Origin of the sequence: Bartonella sp. CL162QHHD (assembly GCF_042195435.1) — a bacterium.
Classification (GTDB): domain Bacteria; phylum Pseudomonadota; class Alphaproteobacteria; order Rhizobiales; family Rhizobiaceae; genus Bartonella.
Map to the genome: position 1 here is coordinate 1 of NZ_JBHIOG010000020.1, position 21,708 is coordinate 21,708.

The 21,708-nt window shown below is 37.1% G+C and carries 13 protein-coding genes and 1 pseudogene; 7 read left to right on the plus strand and 7 right to left on the minus strand.

The annotated features are described in order from the left end of the window. The 3 genes from ACFILD_RS02015 to ACFILD_RS02025 all read left to right on the plus strand — a co-directional run. The coding region (locus tag ACFILD_RS02015; RefSeq protein WP_375664697.1) for a tyrosine-type recombinase/integrase at positions 1-925 on the plus strand (925 nt) is incomplete at its 5' end. Positions 926-1,841: 916 nt separating this feature from the next. Then, the gene (locus tag ACFILD_RS02020) at positions 1,842-3,056 is read left to right on the plus strand and encodes an NADP-dependent isocitrate dehydrogenase (RefSeq protein WP_375631315.1); all 1,215 of its coding nucleotides are present in this window, start codon (positions 1,842-1,844) and stop codon (positions 3,054-3,056) included. A gap of 118 nt (positions 3,057-3,174) precedes the next feature. Next, a complete protein-coding gene (locus tag ACFILD_RS02025) occupies positions 3,175-4,599 on the plus strand; it encodes an MFS transporter (RefSeq protein WP_375631314.1) in 1,425 nt (474 codons plus the stop codon). A 42-nt stretch (positions 4,600-4,641) separates the two neighbouring features. On the opposite strand, the gene ACFILD_RS02030 is transcribed toward ACFILD_RS02025, so the two are convergent. The 7 genes and pseudogenes from ACFILD_RS02030 to ssb all read right to left on the minus strand — a co-directional run bounded on the left by ACFILD_RS02030 (position 4,642) and on the right by ssb (position 14,879). Beyond that, positions 4,642-5,841 carry an MFS transporter gene (locus ACFILD_RS02030; protein WP_375631313.1) on the minus strand — a complete coding sequence of 400 codons (1,200 nt, stop codon included), beginning with the start codon at positions 5,839-5,841 and terminating at the stop codon, positions 4,642-4,644. 1,290 nt (positions 5,842-7,131) lie between these two features. Then, positions 7,132-8,250 (minus strand): tRNA guanosine(34) transglycosylase Tgt, encoded by a 1,119-nt coding sequence (gene tgt, locus ACFILD_RS02035; protein WP_273791486.1) that lies wholly within the window; start codon positions 8,248-8,250, stop codon positions 7,132-7,134. Positions 8,251-9,700: 1,450 nt separating this feature from the next. Beyond that, complete coding sequence (locus ACFILD_RS02040) at positions 9,701-10,213, minus strand: peptidylprolyl isomerase (protein ID WP_273791487.1); 513 nt, start codon at positions 10,211-10,213, stop codon at positions 9,701-9,703. Between the two features lie 18 nt (positions 10,214-10,231). Further along, positions 10,232-10,825 (minus strand): peptidylprolyl isomerase, encoded by a 594-nt coding sequence (locus ACFILD_RS02045; protein WP_375643202.1) that lies wholly within the window; start codon positions 10,823-10,825, stop codon positions 10,232-10,234. Next, positions 10,815-11,334 (minus strand): annotated as a pseudogene (coaD, locus tag ACFILD_RS02050) (pantetheine-phosphate adenylyltransferase). The gene ACFILD_RS02045 and the pseudogene coaD overlap by 11 nt, the downstream one beginning before the upstream one ends. A gap of 24 nt (positions 11,335-11,358) precedes the next feature. Beyond that, positions 11,359-14,142, minus strand: coding sequence for a DNA gyrase subunit A (gene gyrA, locus ACFILD_RS02055; RefSeq protein WP_273791490.1), 2,784 nt, complete (start codon positions 14,140-14,142; stop codon positions 11,359-11,361). A gap of 230 nt (positions 14,143-14,372) precedes the next feature. Then, positions 14,373-14,879, minus strand: a complete 507-nt coding sequence (gene ssb, locus ACFILD_RS02060; RefSeq protein WP_273791491.1) for a single-stranded DNA-binding protein — start codon at positions 14,877-14,879, stop codon at positions 14,373-14,375. A 329-nt stretch (positions 14,880-15,208) separates the two neighbouring features. On the opposite strand from ssb, the gene uvrA reads away from it, so the two are divergent. The 4 genes from uvrA to ACFILD_RS02080 all read left to right on the plus strand — a co-directional run bounded on the left by uvrA (position 15,209) and on the right by ACFILD_RS02080 (position 21,703). Continuing rightward, a complete protein-coding gene (gene uvrA / locus ACFILD_RS02065; RefSeq protein ID WP_375660079.1) occupies positions 15,209-18,124 on the plus strand; it encodes an excinuclease ABC subunit UvrA in 2,916 nt (971 codons plus the stop codon). 1,069 nt (positions 18,125-19,193) lie between these two features. After that, positions 19,194-19,532, plus strand: a complete 339-nt coding sequence (locus tag ACFILD_RS02070) for a P-II family nitrogen regulator (protein ID WP_015856528.1) — start codon at positions 19,194-19,196, stop codon at positions 19,530-19,532. A gap of 59 nt (positions 19,533-19,591) precedes the next feature. Beyond that, positions 19,592-21,001 carry a type I glutamate--ammonia ligase gene (gene glnA, locus ACFILD_RS02075; protein WP_273791493.1) on the plus strand — a complete coding sequence of 470 codons (1,410 nt, stop codon included), beginning with the start codon at positions 19,592-19,594 and terminating at the stop codon, positions 20,999-21,001. 156 nt (positions 21,002-21,157) lie between these two features. Continuing rightward, a complete protein-coding gene (locus tag ACFILD_RS02080) occupies positions 21,158-21,703 on the plus strand; it encodes a hypothetical protein (protein WP_375631309.1) in 546 nt (181 codons plus the stop codon). Positions 21,704-21,708: the final 5 nt, after the last annotated feature.

Below are 21,708 nucleotides of genomic sequence, written 5' to 3' on the forward strand. Positions count from 1 at the left end.
AACGCAAGAGTTTGTTGATAACTACAAAAGCGCACTTGCCGAGTTACAAGGGCTTATACTTCCTAAATCAAAAACTGGTAAACTTGTTGAAGGGTCATTTGCATGGCTACTTAAACAATACTTTAACAGCTCCAATTGGCATAGCCTTTCTAAAGTCACCCAAAAACAAAAAGAACTCATCCTTATGAAGGTATGTGATACCATAGGAAACATTCCATACCAAGCAATTGAAAAGAAACATATCATAGCCGGTGTTGAACGGCGTAAAGAAACACCAGCAATGGCTAGAAATTTTCTGAAAGCCCTTAATGGACTTTTTAATTGGGCGATTGATCAAGGTCTTTTGGAAAATAATCCAGCTTTAGGAATAAAAAGACCCCCCCTCAAAAACAAAGAGGGATTTCCTGTTTGGACAGAAGAAGATGTCGAAAAATATTATCAAAGATGGCATCATGGTACCCATGAACGTGTCTGGATTGATGTTCTTTTATATACGGGCTTGCGTCGTGGTGATGCGGTACGCATTGGCTGGAAAGATGTCAAAGACAATATTATTCATCTCAAAACAGAGAAAAGTAAATTCCAAACAGATGTTTTTCTTCCCATTTTACCGGAATTAGCTAAAACGCTTGAAACTGGTCCTATTGGAGAAGAAACATTTATCTGTAGTAAAGTGAATCAAAAATTCACCAAAGAAAGCTTTGGGAATGGATTTAGAGACGCTTGTAATGCGGCTGGAATTAAAAAATCGGCGCATGGATTAAGAAAATTAGCCGCAACACGTGCAGCTAGTTCTGGAGCAACAGTATCACAATTGAAAGCAATTTTTGGCTGGACAGAAGATCAGATGGCATCCCTTTATACAAAGAGTGCAGATCGTAAAAGACTAGCTCTTGAAGCTATAAAAAAGCTCCAAAAAAGTTAGGGGCAGAGACAAAAAAACGTAATAGAATCAAAATTCATTAATTCCCTTATATTCTATATAATTCTTTGATTTTATTTACTCTATACCCGCCCCTTGGGCGTACCATCCTCCTTTTTTCTATGTGTAATATATTCATTTTATTTGTGTTTTTAAAAATGAGGGATGCATAAATAAAAACGAGAGAACAAGATTTTAAAAGGAATTTCTTCGTAAATTAAAAGGAATCTCTTTGTAAAAAGGATACAAGAATCATTAGGTGATTAATTTCTTTGTTGCATTTCGAGGATAGTGCTTTACTGCGCACAGTTATAACAATAAGAATCTATAAAATATAAGAATTAGAGTATTCTAGCTCGCGATACGGTAATTTTATAAGTCATATTCTTGCGTATGCTGTTAATTTTTAAATTAAACCAGCCACATCATTTATACGTTTTTTCCAACCTTCAAAACTGAAGTTTATCCCAAACGCATTTTATATGAAGCATTTCTAATTACAGTGCCTTTGTTATCACATTAAACTTTTTATAAATAAACAAACCGTAATCTTAGAGTTGAAATAGCAATATAAAAAATAGATGCTTATTCACCTCACACAACAAATCAAGAAACTATAATTCAGAATACGATCAAATTATTAAATGGAATCTCTGATAATAAAAACGCATAATCCCCGTCTCTCGGTGATCTAACTACCTTATCTATTAAACAGATTCTTCATCAATCATAGAATACTTATAGATTTATAAACACATCACTTCTTTTCAAAGATTAAACCCTCAAACAAAATTTTACACTCTATGATAATATATTCTAAAAGTTCATATTTGAATGCTTTTTTCCCTTGTTTTTACTTTTCATTATAAACTTGAAAGTGTTATACAAGTAGTATCGCTTAAAAGAAAAAGGATTTCTAATGGTAAAGATCAAAGTAGAAAACCCCGTTGTTGAACTTGATGGGGATGAGATGACCCGCATCATCTGGAAATATATCAAAGATAAATTAATCCATCCCTACCTCGACATTGATCTAAAGTATTATGATCTTTCCGTCGAAAATCGTGATGCAACCAATGATCAAGTAACAATCGATTCTGCCAATGCTATAAAAGAATATGGGGTTGGTATAAAATGCGCAACCATCACACCTGATGAGGCACGCGTTAAAGAATTTAACCTAAAAAAAATGTGGAAATCACCTAATGGTACAATCCGCAATATTTTAGGAGGAGTCATTTTTCGCGAACCCATTATCTGTAAAAATGTCCCTCGCCTTATTCCTAACTGGACAAAGCCAATTATTATAGGACGTCACGCTTTTGGCGATCAATACAAGGCAACAGATTTTAAATTTCCAGGAAAAGGGAAATTAAGTATTAAATTTGTAGGTGATGACAATCAAGTTATTGAACATGATGTTTTTGATGCTCCAAGCGCAGGGGTTGCCATGGCTATGTATAACCTTGATGAGTCAATTCGTGATTTTGCCCGCGCATCCTTTAATTATGGACTACAACGGAATGTTCCAGTTTATCTTTCAACAAAAAATACCATTCTAAAAGCTTACGATGGTCGTTTTAAAGATATCTTTCAAGAAATATTCGATATGGAATTTAAAACTGAATTTGAAAACCGTAAATTATATTACGAACACCGTCTTATTGATGATATGGTTGCTTCTGCATTAAAGTGGTCAGGTGGATACGTATGGGCATGTAAAAACTATGATGGTGATGTCCAATCTGATATTGTTGCCCAAGGCTTTGGTTCTCTTGGTCTCATGACTTCTGTTCTCATGACACCTGATGGTAAAATTGTTGAAGCAGAGGCGGCACACGGCACCGTAACACGCCATTACCGTCAGCATCAAAGAGGCGAAGAAACATCAACAAATTCTATTGCATCTATTTTCGCATGGACACGTGGACTGGCGCACCGTGCTAAACTAGATAACAATGAGAAATTAAAAAACTTTTCCACGACATTGGAAGAAGTTTGTATTAAAACCGTCGAAGAAGGTTTTATGACTAAAGATCTCGCACTTTTGATTGGGCCTAAACAAAAATGGCTTTCTACAACAGGTTTCCTCGATAAAATTGATGAGAATCTCAAAAAAGCAATGGGCAATTAAGTTATTAATTAAATTAAAATTCAAAGCTCTAAACAGAGCTTTGAATTTCTCTTGGCAAATTCAAAGAAGTACCTTATAAGTAAAAAGAGGATAAATTTTTATTAAATAGCAAAAAACAGTGAAACAACAGAGCTGGTCTGAGCTTTTATTGGGTAAAAATGGTCTTTGCTTTTTAACGTTTACAGGTGGTGTTATATTACACGCTACCAATGTTTATATTGTTATTACTATTTTACCTTCCCTTATAAATCATATTGGCAATGAATATTATTCTTGGGTGGCGACTGTCTTTATTACAGCTTCACTCCTTGGTACTTCACTTGCAACAAAAATATTAGGGAAATTAGGTCCTCGCAACGCTTATGTTATCTCTGGTCTTATCTTTACCCTAGGCACTTTCCTGTGCAGCATTTCTTCATCTATGCCATTATTTTTAATAGGACGCTTTATTCAAGGATTGGGAAGTGGTTCTTTGTTATCTCTATCCTATTCCATGGTACGTATTGTTTTCAGCCCATCTTTATGGTCACACGCATTAAGTGTTATCTCTGGAATGTGGGGAATATCAACCTTGTTAGGACCAGCAATCGGAGGAATTTCTGTATATTATGGCCTATGGAGAGCATCCTTTTGGATCATTGGCGCATTAGCTATATTCTTCTCACTCATAGCCTTTAAAATTTTACCCAAAAAGAATGAAAACTATGTTCCAACATCCCCCCTCCCTCTTCTCCAGCTTCTCACACTCACCTTATTGATTTTTATCATCTCTGTTGGAGGAGCTATGGACACAACAATGGCAAAAATTTGCGGATTAGTTATCGGACTTAGTCTTCTCTTTGTTTTAGCAAAAATCGAATCATATAGCTTTCATCCTATGTTGCCGCGCAAATCCTTTTCTTTCTCTTCTGAAATTTTTCCTGTTTACGCATTAATACTCGTTATGACAACAGTCGTGTACAGTATAGAACTTTATTTACCACTTTTTCTTCAAGAACTTCATGGACAAGCTCCACTTATAGCCGGTTATATAGCAACACTTATGAGCCTAGGGTGGACGTGTGGAGCCCTCTCAAGTGCTGCTGTCTCCACAAAAAAAATTCGCAACATCATTATATACTCGCCCCTATTAAAACTGTTAGGCATAGCGATTCTTTTATGGCTCATACCAACAGAAGTTTCCACGCTTGAATATATTTTTATTATTTGCTTAGCACTATTTTCTATTGGAATCAGTGCAGGCATAGCATGGCCACATTTGCTCACACGAATTTTACAATGTACAAATGATGAAGATGCTCTCCGTGCCAGTGAATCCCTTACCTCCGTACAACTATTTTCAGCTGCATTGAGTGCAACTCTAGCCGGAGTTATCACCAATCTTGCCGGACTCTTTAATCCTGGAGGAACAATAGGAATGATCTTAGCAGCAAAAACTCTTCTTGTAGTGCTCATTGGTTTTTTATTTTGTTTTGCTATTCCATTAGCGCTGCGCATTTCTTACTGCATGTTAAAAAATCCAACAGGACATTCCAATAATTAAATAAACATAAAAATACCTTCTTCATTTTAAAAATGAAAAACATTAAGCATGCTTCTCCATATACCATGAGACGCAAAAAACCATTAATCCACACAAAGTTAGAACACTTCCTAAAACAGCTGTATATTCATAACTATAACCCAATTTTAAAACTAATGCTCCAGATTCTGCACCAAGAGCGTTGGCAATATTAAAAGCAGACTGCATTAATGCTCCTGCCAAAATCTGTCCCTGTAGTGCAACATCCATAATTTTTGTTTGTATAGAAGGCATAGCAGCAAAAGAAGTTCCAACAAAAAAGCATCCTATTGCCGCTGTTAACGGAGCATAGGATAAAAATAAAAAAATAAAAAAAACAAATACGCTCCAAAGCATAGAAAAAAATATCATCGGCGAAATACCAATTTTAACGGCTAATTTAGGCCCCAAGAGATTTCCTACCACCATTCCCAATCCAACTAACGGCATAATAAATGGTACCAACTCAAGTGAAACACCAGAAATATGCATTAATGTTGGCTTGATATAAGTGAAAACAGAAAATAATCCTGACGCTCCCACCGACACCATCAACAAAAGAAGCCACACCTGCTTTTGCTTTAATGCACCCATTTCTTGCAAAGGATTCGTTTTTGGAAAACTTGAATCACAAGGAAAAAAATTCCAAATAAGCAAACAACATAATAAAGCGATCATCCCCACAAGGACAAAAGCAATCTGCCAACCAATAAGTTGACCAATCCAAGTAGCACTGGGTGCTCCCAAAACGGTTGCAATTGTTAAGCCAAGCATAACATATCCAACAGCTTTAGAACGTTCTTTCATTTCTACCATTGAAGAGGCAACCATAGCCGCAAGTCCAAAATAGATTCCATGGGGAAGTCCACTGAGAAAGCGTAATACTACTAATATGCTAAAATCAGAAACAAAGGCACTAGCAATATTTGCTAAGGCATAAAAAAGCATCAAGCCTATCAAAACAGTTTTGCGTGATACCTGAGCTGTTGCCACAGCTAAAAGAGGTGCTCCAATCACAACTCCTAATGCATAAGCAGAAATATATTGACCAGCGGTAGGAATATCAACATAGGAACTTCGTGCCATCTCTGGCAGTAGCCCCATTGCAACAAACTCTGCAGTACCAATAGCAAAACTGCCCACGGCAAGAGCTAAAATTATTAAACGTCGTATTCTCGAATCAATTCCCAATGCAAGAACCTTTTGTTGATAAGAATCCCTCATATCATCACTTCTGGATAGGAGTTTTAACTGTAAATATCTGTAATACACACAAACAAAAATTCAAAACATTGTTATACGCATGCCCAATAGTCCCCAATAAAGTTTTAGAAATATTTTTATATATAAAGCATTTTATGGAGTTTTAAGTAAGATTCTTTAATGGAAAATCTTTGAAAACCTCAAGATCATAGACGTATTCACCTATTTCTATCAGATCTACCAGATAATAAACTTTGTCTCCTCTTTTCAGCCGTTGAAATTTTACAGTGAAAACTTTTACAACGATATACTATACCCTATAAATAATTCTAAAATTTGCTGAATAATGCATTTCAAACAAGTGAACAATATCTCATCATTATCTTGATACAAAGATAAAACTTCTCCCCCAATTATTGTTGCTTTATTTTTGCTACCTAAATGCAGATCCCCCCAAATCGATAAGCTATAATTTCAACTTTAGGCCATTCTTATAAATTATTATAGAGTCTTTTAAAAATTCTCATGATAATAGTGCTTGGTTTCTAGATTTATTAAATATCCTCTTTTAGGCATCTTTCCCCCTCCCTCACAGAGGAATCGCATCAGATATCTAACTCACTATCTGTAAATTAAAATATTCACGTAAATATATTATGATTATTTTCAGATAAATTCTATAAACAAAGCAGAAAACAAATATAATAAGTTTTGTTTCAATATATATATTGATATTTTATAATATATGATAATTATTGTGATTAATATTTAATTTTTATTACATTAAAACTATAAATTTTTAGTTTTACAATATTAATAATATTATATAAATCTATGTAAATAATATTTATATTAATATATAAAAATAATAACAATATAAAATTATAACATTTTAAATATGTAATCTTATTTTAGTTTTATTTTAATTTTCTAAAAATTTATCTGTTCGATTGTATATAATCCATTATTTACCTTTAATAATAAAAAACACAAAATATCTCATAAAAATACAATTTTCATACTTCTTTAAGAGTTCGCTAACGCCTCATTAACATTGTTGCTGTAAACAGTCATCAGAAACAGAAAAACTGTTTTTCTCCGGATCAGGTAGCGCGTACCGGAGTAACAGTTTCTGTTTTTATATAGTAATTAGAAACAGAATATGTGCCCTTATAAAACCGCACTGTTATATTTTAAGATAGTGAAATTTTATAATTTTGGAAGATGTTTCTAATTTCATATTTTTAACTAAATTTGTAAGTGCGAGAATAAATTCAATAAAAAATGAGACGTTATATTACGATTAATATTTTAGCGTCCTTGTGCCCATAGAGCACGCGTTTCAGCGCAAAAATCAGCATAACAGCCTTCCTCAATGGCATCACGAATTCCCTGCATAAGTTGTTGATAATAAAAAAGATTATTCCAAGTCAACAACATCCCCCCAAGAGATTCACCAGATTTGATCAAATGATGCAAATAAGCACAACTATAATCATGTGCTGCTGGACAAAGTGACTGTGGATCAAGAGGATGTGGATCTTCTGCATAACGCGCATTACGCAAATTAATTCTACCAAAGCGGGTAAAAGCTAAACCATGACGTCCTGCACGCGTTGGCATAACACAATCAAACATATCAACACCACGTGCAACACTTTGTAAAATATCATCAGGTGTCCCTACTCCCATAAGATAGCGTGGTTTATCCTCTGGTAAAATCGGACAAGTAGTATCCAATACTGCTGTCATAACACTCTGCGGCTCACCAACAGCAAGCCCTCCAATAGCGTAACCTTTTAAATCCATTTCTTTTAATGCTTGAGCAGAACGTTCACGCAGTTTCATATTATCACCACCTTGAACAATCCCAAACAATGCTTTATCTGGCTGATCTCCAAAAGCTGTTTTACAACGCAGCGCCCACCGCAATGAAAGTTCCATAGCTTCTTCCATTTCTTTTTCAGTTGCTGGTAATGCAATACATTGATCCAACTGCATCTGGATATCCGCACCAAGAAGTCCTTGAATTTCGATAGAACGCTCTGGACTCATTTCATAGTAAGCTCCATTAATGTAAGAGCGAAAAATCACACCTTGTTCAGTAATTTTACGGATTCCCGCCAATGACATAACCTGAAATCCACCAGAATCGGTTAAAATAGGTCCGCTCCAGCGTGAAAATTCATGTAATCCTCCCAAACGCGCAACACGTTCAGCTCCTGGACGTAACATTAAATGATAAGTATTCCCCAAAATGATATCTGCACCAAGATCACGAATTTGATCCATATACATAGCCTTAACAGTTCCTGCCGTCCCAACAGGCATAAATGCGGGTGTACGAACACATCCTCGCCCCGTTATAATTTCTCCTCGACGTGCATACCCATCTTGAGCAATTTTTCTATAATGAAATGTCTTTATCATAACTCTCGTCTTTTTGATTCCATCAATGCATATCTCTATAGAAAGAAAAAAGATATCCCCTTACGCGCATTGTCATAAGCTTTATGAATTAATTTTTGATTCGCTCAATATTGTAACCAGCATCAAAAATTAAACGAGATAAAAGAACATTTCTTGTTAAGAAATCACCATAATAAAAGTGATAATCTAACTCTAGAAAAATAGTAAAATCCTTATAATATCATACCTCAAAATACCTACGCTTATCCTTAACAGAACTGCAAAATTATTATCACAATAATTTCATCTTCACATACTTCCATAAGCAGTAACTTTGTACCCATAAAAGAAAATTTTGAACGCATTGTACAGCTCACAATATTCTTTAACTTTTACAGATAAAAATTTTTCATCTACTGGGCACAGCGATCCTCACGCTTAATAAAAGTGCAAATGAACATAATCATTTATCCACTCACAATATTGAGATAGCTCTTGGCATTGGAGATAATTCACAAAAGAAATTAACGTGTAAATAAAAATACTTTAAAAAACTAAAAATGCTTTTTGTAAAGATTCTCAAATACCAAAAGCTCTATCGTAACATTAGAGGCTGAAAAAGCGTATGATGGTACCCGTTTGCTCCTTCACAAGCTTTAAAGATGGTGGTGCATAATATTTTATACTATTTATAGCTTTAAAACTATACATGCCATGAATGTCATCGTGGAAGTGAATGTTGATATGTACTGAGAAATGCTTCTTAAAAAAACACGTAAATATGCAACACAAGTGTATTCCGTTTGGAGCGTTCCTCTATAAAAAAACGAGAAAAATAAAAGCGTAAGTCCATACATAATCTTCATTATTTAAAAGATATTGCGTTAGATACTTAAAAAAGTAAAGTTGAATTAAAAAGGAGATGGCAAGACTAGCCATTTATTTCACTTCTGCGCCTTTATTATATTCTTCTAAGATTAAACTGTCTTCTTATTTTAAAGATTACGCCAATATATATAAATGCTGGTTTTCCACCTTGCTAAGAAAACTGGATGAGCGAGTAAAGCTTTTATCCGTCTTAATATGTGTTTCAAACATGCTTCTGCATTAGGATTGGATGTTGATTTACAAGCAGAAACAAAAGCACACGCTCTCTCAGGAAAGTAACATCATAAAACTATTAAGACCGACAATGGATGGAAGAGAACTGCCAAATTTTTTATAAAACACTTTGCCAAACAACAACCATAATACAACAGACTTTGCGTTTTCTTATTCTGACAAGTGTTTGTACAAATCCTTTGCGTTATATTCTTAAGGAAGATCCGATTGAAGGAAATATATGGACAATGCTTAGCTCGAAATTATAAAAGGTAAGCGTGATACTACAAAAGAGTTTTGTGTGCTTTTATTGATCAGAAAAGAGTATTTTTTTCTTAGAAACTTACAATTAAAATCAGTATAGTTTATACTATTTTGCATCCGCAGCAATAATGGCTTTGGTAATTGAATCTGGATCTGAAACAGGTTCACCACGTTTAATTTTATCAACATTTTCCATACCTTCAACAACCTGCCCCCATATGGAATATTGACGATCAAGCCACGGAGCATCTGCAAAACAAATAAAAAACTGAGAGTTAGCAGAATTTGGATTCTGACTCCGTGCCATAGAAACTGTACCACGCTTATGAGAAAGATTTGAAAACTCTGCTGTTAAATTTGGTTTTTCTGCCCCCCCCATACCCGCACGTGATAAATTGAATTTTTCACTATCCTTCTTTCCAAATTGCACATCCCCTGTTTGCGCCATAAAACCATCAATAACGCGATGGAAAATAACATTATCATAAGCACCTTCACGTACCAATTCTTTAATACGTGCAACATGACAAGGTGCTAAATCAGCAAAAAGCTCAATAACAACTCTGCCCTTTGTTGTTTCAAGAATTAAAGTATTTTCTGGATTTTTATTCTCTGCCATATGGAAAGCTCCCTTGATTCATTTCTCAACTTGTAAAGTAGCAGCATTAATAACATCAGGATTTTTTACAGATCCATTATTACTTGTCGTACCTTTTTTTATTTTATCAACAACATCCATCCCCTTTATAACCTCTCCAACAACCGTATACTGACCGTTTAAAAAAGCAGCATCATCAAAACAAATGAAGAATTGAGAATTCGCGGAATCCGGATCTTGTGACCGTGCCATCCCAACTGTACCACGCTTAAACGGCTGCTTTGAAAACTCTGCCGGTATATTGGGATAATTTGAGCCACCCATACCAACGCGTTTCAAATCAAAATCTCTACTGCCTTTTTTTCCAAATTCTACATCACCAGTTTGTGCCATGAAATTAGGAATAACGCGATGAAACACAACATTATTATAGGCCCCCTCCTCTGTTAATCTTTTGATTTGCGCAACATGTTTTGGCGCCAAATCAGGACACAGACGAATAATGACATCACCATCTTTGAGAGATAAAACAAGAAGGCTTGCATCGCTTGCTGGTCTAGGATTACCAGCGACAGCGGACAATGAAAAAAAACAAAACACACATATCAAAACAGCAAAAATTCTACGAGACACAATTATTCTCCCCTAAAAGATTGGAATTTCGAGCTCAAAGCTTGTGCAACATTGGGCGGTACAAATGGTGTCACATCACCTCCCATAGAGGCAATTTGGCGTACCAATGTAGAAGTTATCGCACGCCCAGAAACACTTGCCGGCAAAAAAACAGTTTGCAATTCAGGAGCCATAACGCCATTCATCCCGGCCATTTGCATTTCATAATCAAGATCAGTACCATCACGCAATCCACGAATGAGAAATGAAGCACCAACTTCACGCGCCTTCTCAATGAGAAGGTTGCTAAATGAAAGAACCTGCAATCGATTAGAATCTGCACCAAACAAGTCTTTCCCGACCTGCGTAATGAAATCAACACGCTCTTCGAAGCTAAAAAGTGTTTTTTTGTCAGCCTGTATCCCTATAGCGACGACCACCTTATCAGCTAACACAAAACACCCTTTCAAAACATCAAGATGACCATTTGTAAGAGGATCAAAAGAACCCGCGTAAAGAGCAATTTTCATGACTTTACTCCTTCCTCTTAAAAATTATTTTTCTTCGCTCATATCAACTGTATCAGAATGCTTCTCACCTTCATCATCTAATGAACTCGTATCATCTTCAGGTTCAGAAATACGTTCAACCGATACGACTCTTTCACCTTTGGCTGTATTAAAAATTGTGACTCCCTTAGTTGAGCGCCCAGCAGTACGAATTCCCTCAACAGGGACACGAATAAGCTGCCCCCCATCTGATACCAACATAATTTGATCTTGCGCCTTCACCGGAAAAGCCGCTACTAATTTACCAATTTCAGCTGTTTTAGATGGATCTGTTGCGCGAATCCCCTTTCCGCCACGTCCCGAAATCCGGAACTCATAGGAAGAAGAACGTTTACCATAACCAAACTCACTCACTGTCAAAAGCATTTGTTCACGTGCATGAAGTTCTGCATAACGTTCATCTGTTAACTCTGTTTCAGCACCCCCATCTTCTTCATCAAGAGTTATAACATCTTCAACATCAGCATCTGCACCAGAAGCACGCCGTTCATTCATTACACGTTTAATATAAGCAGAACGCTCAATGGACGTCGCCTCGACATGCTCTAAAATTGTCATCGAAATGACTTTATCGCCTTTAGCTAAATTGATACCACGAACTCCCACAGAATTACGCCCAGCAAAGACCCGAACATCAACAACTGGAAAACGGATACATTGTCCATTGGCTGTTGTTAGAACAACATCATCATGTTCTGTACAGGTTTCAACAGAAAGAATTTCATCTTCTTCATCAAGTTTCATCGCAATTTTACCATTACGATTAACCTGAACGAAATCTGATAATTTATTACGACGCACAGTTCCACGTGTTGTCGCAAACATAATATCTAATGCACTCCAGCTCGCTTCATCTTCAGGCAAAGGCATAATCGTTGTAATACGCTCACCTTGTTGTAAGGGAAGCATATTGATCAAAGCCCGCCCACGCGATTGGGGTGTCCCCAGCGGCAGTCGCCAAACTTTTTCCTTATAAACAATCCCACGTGATGAAAAGAAAAGAACCGGAGTATGCGTATTGGCAACAAACAACCGCGTTACAAAATCCTCATCCTTCGTGGACATACCAGAACGCCCCTTACCACCACGTCGCTGTGCACGATAGGTATTAAGAGGCACACGCTTAATATAACCACTATGGCTTACCGTTACCACCATATCCTCTGGCGCGATCAGATCTTCACTCTCCATCTCAGCGCTACCAAAGCCAAATACGGTACGTCGCGGCGTTGCAAACTCCTCACGAAGAGCACTCAACTCATCCTTAACAATACACATAATCCGCACGCGTGATGCCAAGATCTCAAGATAGTCAGCGATATCCACGCCAATTTTATTCAATTCATCAGCAATTTCATCACGCCCAAGGGCTGTCAATCGTTGCAAACGCAATTCTAAAATAGCACGCGCCTGTTCTTCAGAGAGATTATAAGTACCATCCTCATGAATAATATGACGAGGATCATCAATAAGTTTAATCAAAGGCGCAACATCCATCGCTGGCCAGCGTCGCTCCATTAACTGTGCACGTGCTGTCTGCGGATCAGGAGCTTTGCGAATAAGCGCTATAATTTCATCAATATTGGCAACAGCAAGGGCAAGACCAACCAAAACATGTGCTCGCTCACGCGCTTTACGCAAAAGATATTTTGTTCGCCGACTGACAACTTCTTCCCGAAAAGAAACAAATGCACGAAGCATATCAAGCAACGTCATCTGTTCGGGTTTTCCCCCATTCAAAGCAACCATATTACAACCAAAGGAAGTTTGCAGCGGCGTATACCGATATAATTGGTTTAAAACAACTTCCGCAACAACATCTTTCTTCAGCTCAATAACGACCCGATATCCATCACGATCAGATTCGTCACGCAAATCAGAGATTCCTTCAATGCGTTTATCGCGCACCAATTCGGCCATTTTCTCAATCATCGTTGCCTTATTAACTTGATAAGGGATCTCACTCACAATAATTGCTTGTCGACCACTGCGAATCTCTTCGATCTCAACTTTAGCACGCATAATGATTGAGCCACGCCCTGTTTCATAAGCTGCACGAACACCAGAATGTCCGAGGATAATGCCCCCTGTAGGAAAATCCGGACCAGGAATAATTTCAATTATTTTATCGAGTGTGATATCGGGATTATCAATCAAAGCGATACAACCATCAACGACTTCACCAAGATTATGGGGAGGAATATTGGTTGCCATTCCCACAGCAATCCCCCCTGATCCATTAACCAAAAGATTGGGAAAACGCGCTGGCAAGACAACCGGTTCACGCTCACGCCCATCATAATTATCCTGAAAATCAACAGTATCTTTATCAATATCAGCTAAAAGTTCTTCTGAAACTTTTTCTAAACGACACTCAGTATAGCGCATGGCCGCAGGTGGATCACCATCAACGGAACCAAAATTTCCCTGACCATCAATTAATGGATTTCTTAAAGAAAAGTCCTGCGCCATACGCACTAATGCATCGTAAATTGAAGCATCACCATGGGGATGAAATTTCCCCATAACCTCACCAACAACACCAGCAGATTTACGATACGACTTATTAAAAGAAAGCCCCATCTCATTCATAGCATGAAGGATACGTCGATGAACAGGCTTAAGACCATCACGGACATCAGGGAGTGCACGTGAAACAATCACGCTCATCGCATAATCGAGATAGGAGCGTTGCATTTCATCAATAATACTGATTGGTTCAATACCGGTTAGCACATCACGTTCTGGGTGTGGAGTAAGATCGGTCACAATTTCAAAACTTTCAAAAAAGAATCATTTCACTTTATTTATAGCGAAAAATACACCAAAATGCTAATTTCTCTCCCATGACAAAAAAGAAATTTAACAATATTTTTCAAGATGTTATTAATTTATATTTTAAATTACCAATAATAATTAACAATTTTCACTTCGCTAAACTTCAAAAATCTGAAACAAGCAAACCATAAAATGATCATAATACTGCAATTTAAAGACTCTTAAAAAGGGACATCATCATCTAATTTGTGTGAAAAACTTTCTCCCAATTGATTATTATTTTGACCAAAAGTATTTCTCTGATTTGAGTGACTATCGGCAAAGCCACCACTATAACTCCCCCCTTGACTTGCTCCTTGCTCCCCGCTCGCAGCTCCCCGCCCATCAAGCATTTGTAATTCGCCACGGTACTTTTGCAAAACAATCTCTGTTGTATAACGGTCATTTCCATTTTGATCTTGCCATTTTCGTGTCTGTAACTGCCCCTCAATATAAATTTTGCTGCCTTTTTTTAAATATTGCTCTGCAACTTTGACAAGGTTTTCATTAAAAATAACAATACTATGCCACTCAGTGCGTTCTTTTCGCTCATTTGTATTCCGATCGCGCCAACTTTCTGAAGTAGCAATACGCAGATTTGCCACTTGATCACCAGAATTCAAACGGCGGATTTCAGGATCGGCACCAAGATTACCAATCAAAATAACTTTATTAAGGCTACCAGCCATCGTATAAACTCCAAAATTTTAATTCGTAAAGTACTCTGTTCTATAACAGTTATAACCATCTTGACCTTCAATTTACATGTCGCAATTGACCATCAATATGGGTATGCTATCCTTTCTCAATACTGTATTGAGTGTAATTATACCAAAAGATGATAAAAACACATAGTTTATTCCACCACGAGAGAATAAAAAGCTGCTCATTTGTATTTTTTTCACAAAACTTATACCTTCCTTTTGCATTAAAGCAGTTAAACACATTGTAATTCTAAAAAAACAGTTTTATTCCATTTTAGGTGCTCAATTTTTGCCACATATGCCAAGGATAAAGTATGACTCATCAAAAATATATCTCCATTCGCGGTGCACGTGAGCATAACCTTAAAAATATTGATCTTGATCTGCCTCGTGACAAACTCATTGTTATAACAGGACTTTCTGGATCAGGGAAATCATCTTTAGCGTTTGATACAATTTACGCTGAAGGACAACGTCGCTATGTCGAAAGCCTTTCAGCCTATGCACGCCAATTTTTGGAAGTCATGCAAAAACCCGATGTCGACCGCATAGACGGTCTCTCTCCAGCTATCTCCATTGAACAAAAAACAACCAGTCGCAACCCTCGTTCAACGGTAGGTACCGTTACTGAAATCCACGATTACATGCGTCTTCTCTTTGCACGTATTGGTATTCCTCATTCTCCTGCAACAGGACTTCCTATTGAAAGCCAGACAGTAAGTCAAATGGTGGATCAAATTATGTCCTTACCAGAAGGAACACGAATTTTTATTATGGCACCCTTAGTGCGAGGACGAAAGGGAGAATATAAAAAAGAGCTAACAGAACTTTTAAAAAGAGGATTTCAACGCGCTAAAGTTGATGGAAAATTCTATGAAATCGCTGATATTCCACCTCTTGATAAAAAATATAAACACGACATCGATGTCGTGGTAGACCGCATTGTTGTACAGAAGGATATCACCTCTCGCTTGGCTGATAGTATAGAAACCTGTTTACAGCTAGCAAATGGACTTGCCATAGCTGAAATGGCAGACCAACCCTTAGCACAAAAAGAAACGACAAAGGAATCTGCTCATAAATCAAAAAATGATACACACAAACGGCTCATTTTTTCAGAAAAGTTTTCCTGCCCAGTATCGGGTTTCTCTATTCCTGAAATTGAACCACGCCTTTTTTCGTTCAATAATCCTTTTGGGGCCTGTCCTCTCTGCGATGGATTGGGTATCAAAAAGGCAATGGATCCACTAAAAATTGTGCCAAATAAAAACCTTACCCTAAAGAATGGAGCCATTGCTCCTTGGGCTAAATCGGATTCACTTTATTATAGTCAAACCTTAGAAGCATTAGGAAAAGCTTACGGTTTCAAACTCACAGATCAATGGTGTGAACTCTCTAGTGAAGCACAACAGGCTATTCTCTACGGTACAAAAAGAGATGAAATTTCTTTTATCTATAAAAATAATTCTGGTTCGCATAAAATGACCCAACCCTTTGAAGGAATCATCCCTAATATGGAGAGACGCTGGAAAGAAACCGATTCTGCTTGGTCTCGAGAAGAAATCGAACGTTATATGTCTTCTTCGCCCTGCCCAGCTTGTCACGGTTATCGTTTAAAACCAGAGGCACTTGCTGTAAAAATAAACGGAATGCATATTGGGCAAATATCAGATCTTTCTATTCTAAAGGCAGATGATTGGTTTGCCAATGTTCATCAATATCTCACAGAAAAACAACGTAATATCTCCGTACGTATTTTAAAAGAAATTCGTGAACGCTTGGCTTTTTTAAATCATGTAGGATTGGAATATCTTACCTTGTCTCGAAATTCAGGAACGCTTTCAGGGGGAGAAAGCCAACGCATTCGGTTGGCATCCCAAATTGGTTCTGGTCTTACAGGCGTTCTTTATATTTTAGATGAACCATCTATCGGTTTACACCAACGCGATAATGAACGCCTTTTGGAAATGCTGCGTCATTTGCGCAATCTTGGCAATACAGTTATTGTTGTTGAACATGATGAAGATGCTATTCTCACAGCAGACTATGTTGTCGATATGGGGCCTGCCGCGGGCGTTCATGGTGGAGAAATCATAGCGCAAGGGACACCGCAGGAAATTATAGAAAATTCAGCCTCTCTCACAGGCCAATACCTTTCAGGAAAAATGGCTGTTAAAATGCCGACAAAGCGACGCAAAATATCAAAAACGAAAACACTTAAAGTCATTGGCGCCAAAGGCAATAACCTCAAAAATATCAATGCGAATATTCCTCTTGGAACCTTCACATGCATAACTGGTGTTTCTGGAGGAGGAAAATCAACATTTCTTATTGAAACGCTTTTCAAAGCAGCATCACATCATATCATGGGCTCTCATCACAGCCCTGCCAGCTATGACAAAATTGAAGGATTAGAATTTCTTGATAAAGTCATTGATATCAACCAGTCCCCTATTGGACGCACCCCACGCTCTAATCCCGCAACCTATACAGGTGCTTTTACACCGATTCGTGAGTGGTTTGCTGATCTTCCAGAATCAAAAGCCCGCGGTTACAAAGCTGGGCGTTTTTCATTTAATGTTAAAGGAGGACGGTGCGAAGCATGTCAAGGCGACGGAGTCATCAAAATTGAAATGCACTTTTTACCTGATGTCTATGTTACTTGCGATGTCTGTAAAGGAAAACGCTATAACCGAGAAACACTAGAAATAAAATTCAAAGGACAGTCTATAGCCGATATTTTGGATATGACAATTGAAAAGGCAGAAGAATTTTTCCAAGCTATTCCCGCTATTCATAATAAAATGGAAACTCTCATTAAAGTAGGATTGGGTTACATAAAAGTAGGACAGCAAGCAACCACACTTTCTGGTGGGGAAGCACAACGTGTAAAACTTGCGAAAGAACTTTCTCGTAAAACAACGGGACGTACACTCTATATTTTGGATGAACCGACAACAGGTTTACATTTTCATGATATTTCCAAACTTCTTGAAGTGCTTCACGAACTAGTCGAGCAGGGCAACACAGTTATAGTCATTGAACATAACCTTGATGTTATAAAGACAGCCGACTGGATTATTGATTTAGGACCAGAAGGTGGAGATCGCGGTGGTGAAATTGTTGCAATTGGACGCCCTGAAGACATCATTAAGGTTCCCGCTTCCTATACGGGAAAATTTCTAAAAGATGTTTTACTACGCCCATCTCTCTATAATTCCAATTCTTAGAAACGCTTTTTATTGTAAAATACAGCATACTAACAAAGCCTGTACTTTTATTATTACCTGTAAACCAACACCTAATTCCAGTAGTGCAACACGTTTGAAGCAAAGACTAAAAACAATTTAGCGCTTTATAAGCTGTTTCAGTTGTCGTATTGCCAAATAAGAATGCGCGCATAATTGCATATTTATTCTCTGTTTTGTTTATACCTGAAACGACCAGACAGCCTAAACTGGGAAAAATACGAAGTTTTAAGGGTATAAATAAGTTCCTATCTTTACATCACTTCTTAATTTATCTTTATGATTTCAAAGGAATCCGCGGCAATATCTTATAATGAAGATTGCCATTGCTTCACGCTTTTATTCATCGCGTTCCTTAATGGGATCATATTCCTCACGAAGGGACAAAACGCCCCAAACGGAATATATTTGCATTGCCAATTCACACATCTGTTTTAAAGAAACATTTCTCAATGCTCCCAAGCCCATTTCACAACAGCAGCTATGAATGCTATAATGATAAACTCATTTATTGTACACCACCATTTTTACGTTTATGAAGAAGCATAATCAGCAACATCACACTCTTTTCCAATATTTATCTCCCCTACTCCCTAATATTGTAAAGCCTTTAGTGATAGAAAGCTTTCATAAAAAACATTTTATTTTTTTTCAAATGTTGTTACCCACACACTCGTACTATTTATGATATATAAAGGTATTGTTTTGATTGATTGACGACAAAAAGATCTAAAATGAGAAAATCCTACGCTATTAGAGTTTCTCATTTAATGTGGAAAATGTCTAATTATCCTTATAAGTAAATGTGTTATCTAAAAAAAAGAAACAAAACTCTTTTATTGTATAATTTGAATTCTTGTAAAAGAATTGTAAGGTTTTTTCCCAAAAAACAGTGTTTGACTGTATTCTACAAAAGAAACTCTCCTAAAAGAGCTTAGAGTATCATTATTTGCGACTTTTTGTGCACAAAGTATCTGTTGGACATCTTACAGTTGTCAATATAATGTGATGCAGTCTAAAAAGACAAAATAACGTTGGAGATAATTTCAGCATGAAAAAAATTGAAGCCATTATAAAACCTTTCAAACTTGATGAAGTGAAAGAAGCGCTTCAAAAAATTGGGTTACATGGTATTACAGTAACAGAAGCGAAAGGTTTTGGTCGTCAAAGGGAACATACAGAACTTTATCGTGGTACGAAATATGTTGTTGACTTTCTACCTAAAGTAAAGATTGAAATTGTTGTGTCCGATGAAAAACTGGAACAAACTGTTGATGCAATACGTAAAGCAGCTCAAACCAAACATATAGGAGATGGAAAAATATTTGTCTTTTCCATTGATGATGCAATTCGTATAGGCACGGACGAAACCGGTATCGATGCCCTTTAATAAATAACGAGAAAATTCACTTTTTTATCCACCTCAACGCCACATTAAGGAAATTGAATATGACAACCGCATCAGATATTATCAAACAGATTACAGACAACGAAATCCGTTTTGTTGATTTACGTTTTACTGATCCACGAGGAAAATTGCATCACATTACAATGGATATCGCAGAGATCAGCGAAGATACTTTTAGTGATGGTGTCATGTTTGATGGTTCTTCAATTGCTGGTTGGAAAACAATTAATGAATCTGACATGGTTTTAATGCCAGATCCAGAAACAGCACACATTGATCCTTTTTTTGCTCAATCTACTTTGGTCATATTTTGTGATGTACTTGATCCTGTCTCTGGTGAATTTTATCGTAGAGATCCTCGTTCTATCGCCAAAAGGGCTGAGGTTTATATGAAATCTTTAGGCATTGGAGATACAATCAATGTAGGTCCAGAAGCAGAGTTTTTTATCTTTGATGATGTGCGCTATAAAACGGACCCTTACAACACAGGGTTTAAACTCGATTCAAGTGAACTTCCCTCCAATGATGATACGGAATATGAAACAGGAAATCTAGGGCATCGCCCACGAATAAAGGGAGGCTACCTTCCTGTTCCGCCAATTGATTCCTGCCAAGATATGCGTTCTGAAATGCTCACAGCACTCAAGGATATGGGCGTACAGGTCGAAAAACACCATCACGAAGTAGCAGCAGGCCAACATGAATTGGGTATTCGTTTTGATACACTTGTTCGCGAGGCTGACAAGATGCAAATTTTTAAATATGTTGTACATCAAATAGCAAATAGTTATGGGAAAACAGCAACCTTCATGCCAAAACCAGTTTTTGGTGATAACGGCTCTGGAATGCATGTCCACATTTCCATTTGGAAAGATGGCAAACCCATTTTTGCAGGAAATGAATATGCCGGACTATCAGAAACCTGTCTGTTTTTTATCGGTGGTGTTATTAAGCACGCAAAAGCAATCAATGCTTTTACAAACCCATCCACAAACTCCTATAAACGTTTGGTTCCTGGTTATGAAGCTCCTGTTCTTCTTGCCTATTCAGCACGTAATCGTTCTGCATCTTGCCGTATTCCTATGAGCTCCTCACCAAATTCAAAACGCGTAGAAGTGCGTTTTCCAGACCCAACAGCAAATCCCTATTTGGCATTTGCAGCCCTTTTAATGGCTGGTCTTGATGGCATCAAAAACAAAATTCATCCCGGACATGCTATGGATAAAGATCTTTATGATCTTCCCTTAAAGGAACTTAAAGAAATCCCTACTGTTTCAGGAAGCCTGCGTGAAGCGCTTGAAGCACTTGACAAAGATCGTGGCTTTCTTAAAGCTGGCGACGTTTTTGATGATGATCAGATTAATTCCTTCATTCAAGTAAAGATGCAAGAAGTCTTGCGTTACGAAACAACACCCCATCCTGTTGAATTTGATATGTACTATTCTGTTTAAACAATCAATACGCATTCTTTTGATTTTGAAAATGGAGGCAAAAGCCTCCATTTTTGTGGATATTCTTCTCATGCAAAAGCGCAAGAGGCTTTTTGCTCATCCGCTTTTCCTTTATAATGTGTTGAATCTCTTCAAATGAATTAACAAAGGTTTCTAATGCCGCGAATTTGTTTTCTCGTTCCCGTTCTTTTATGCATTGTCTTTATCACATCAACAACTAAAGCACATACAATAACCAACCAAAAACTTACAACTCTTGAGAAAGCAACATCTGCTTATAGTAAAGCACTTAAAAATGCCGATGCAAATGCCATCTTAAATGCTATTCCTCCCCAAGTCATCAACCGCTTAACCGCCAAAAAAAATCTTAATCAATCACAATTTCTACAAATCATGAAAAGCCAAATAGAACGGTTGGCAGAAAGTTACAAGATTGAAACGATCAACATTGATCAAAAACAAAAACGTGAAGGTACCCTTGATAATGGTACCCCTTATTTTGTTATACCCGTGGAGCTTGTAACCACAACAAATGCTGGAAAAAAATGCTCTATTCAAACTGAAATTATTGCCCTACTTCACGATAACCAATGGTATTTTATCCGTGGCAATGACGAAGCGCTCTTAACCATAACCAATGAAATATTTCCTGGACTTGATAAAGTAAAAACCAATCCTCAAAAAGTCACAAAAATACTCTGAGCGAA

Coding starts and splice junctions, on each gene's coding strand:
- ACFILD_RS02020 (WP_375631315.1), top strand. CDS start 1,842: ATGGTAAAGATCAAAGTAGAAAACCCCGTTGTTGAACTTGATGGGGAT.
- ACFILD_RS02030 (WP_375631313.1), bottom strand. CDS start 5,841: ATGAGGGATTCTTATCAACAAAAGGTTCTTGCATTGGGAATTGATTCG.
- tgt (WP_273791486.1), bottom strand. CDS start 8,250: ATGATAAAGACATTTCATTATAGAAAAATTGCTCAAGATGGGTATGCA.
- ACFILD_RS02040 (WP_273791487.1), bottom strand. CDS start 10,213: ATGGCAGAGAATAAAAATCCAGAAAATACTTTAATTCTTGAAACAACA.
- ssb (WP_273791491.1), bottom strand. CDS start 14,879: ATGGCTGGTAGCCTTAATAAAGTTATTTTGATTGGTAATCTTGGTGCC.
- uvrA (WP_375660079.1), top strand. CDS start 15,209: ATGACTCATCAAAAATATATCTCCATTCGCGGTGCACGTGAGCATAAC.
- ACFILD_RS02070 (WP_015856528.1), top strand. CDS start 19,194: ATGAAAAAAATTGAAGCCATTATAAAACCTTTCAAACTTGATGAAGTG.
- glnA (WP_273791493.1), top strand. CDS start 19,592: ATGACAACCGCATCAGATATTATCAAACAGATTACAGACAACGAAATC.
- ACFILD_RS02080 (WP_375631309.1), top strand. CDS start 21,158: ATGCCGCGAATTTGTTTTCTCGTTCCCGTTCTTTTATGCATTGTCTTT.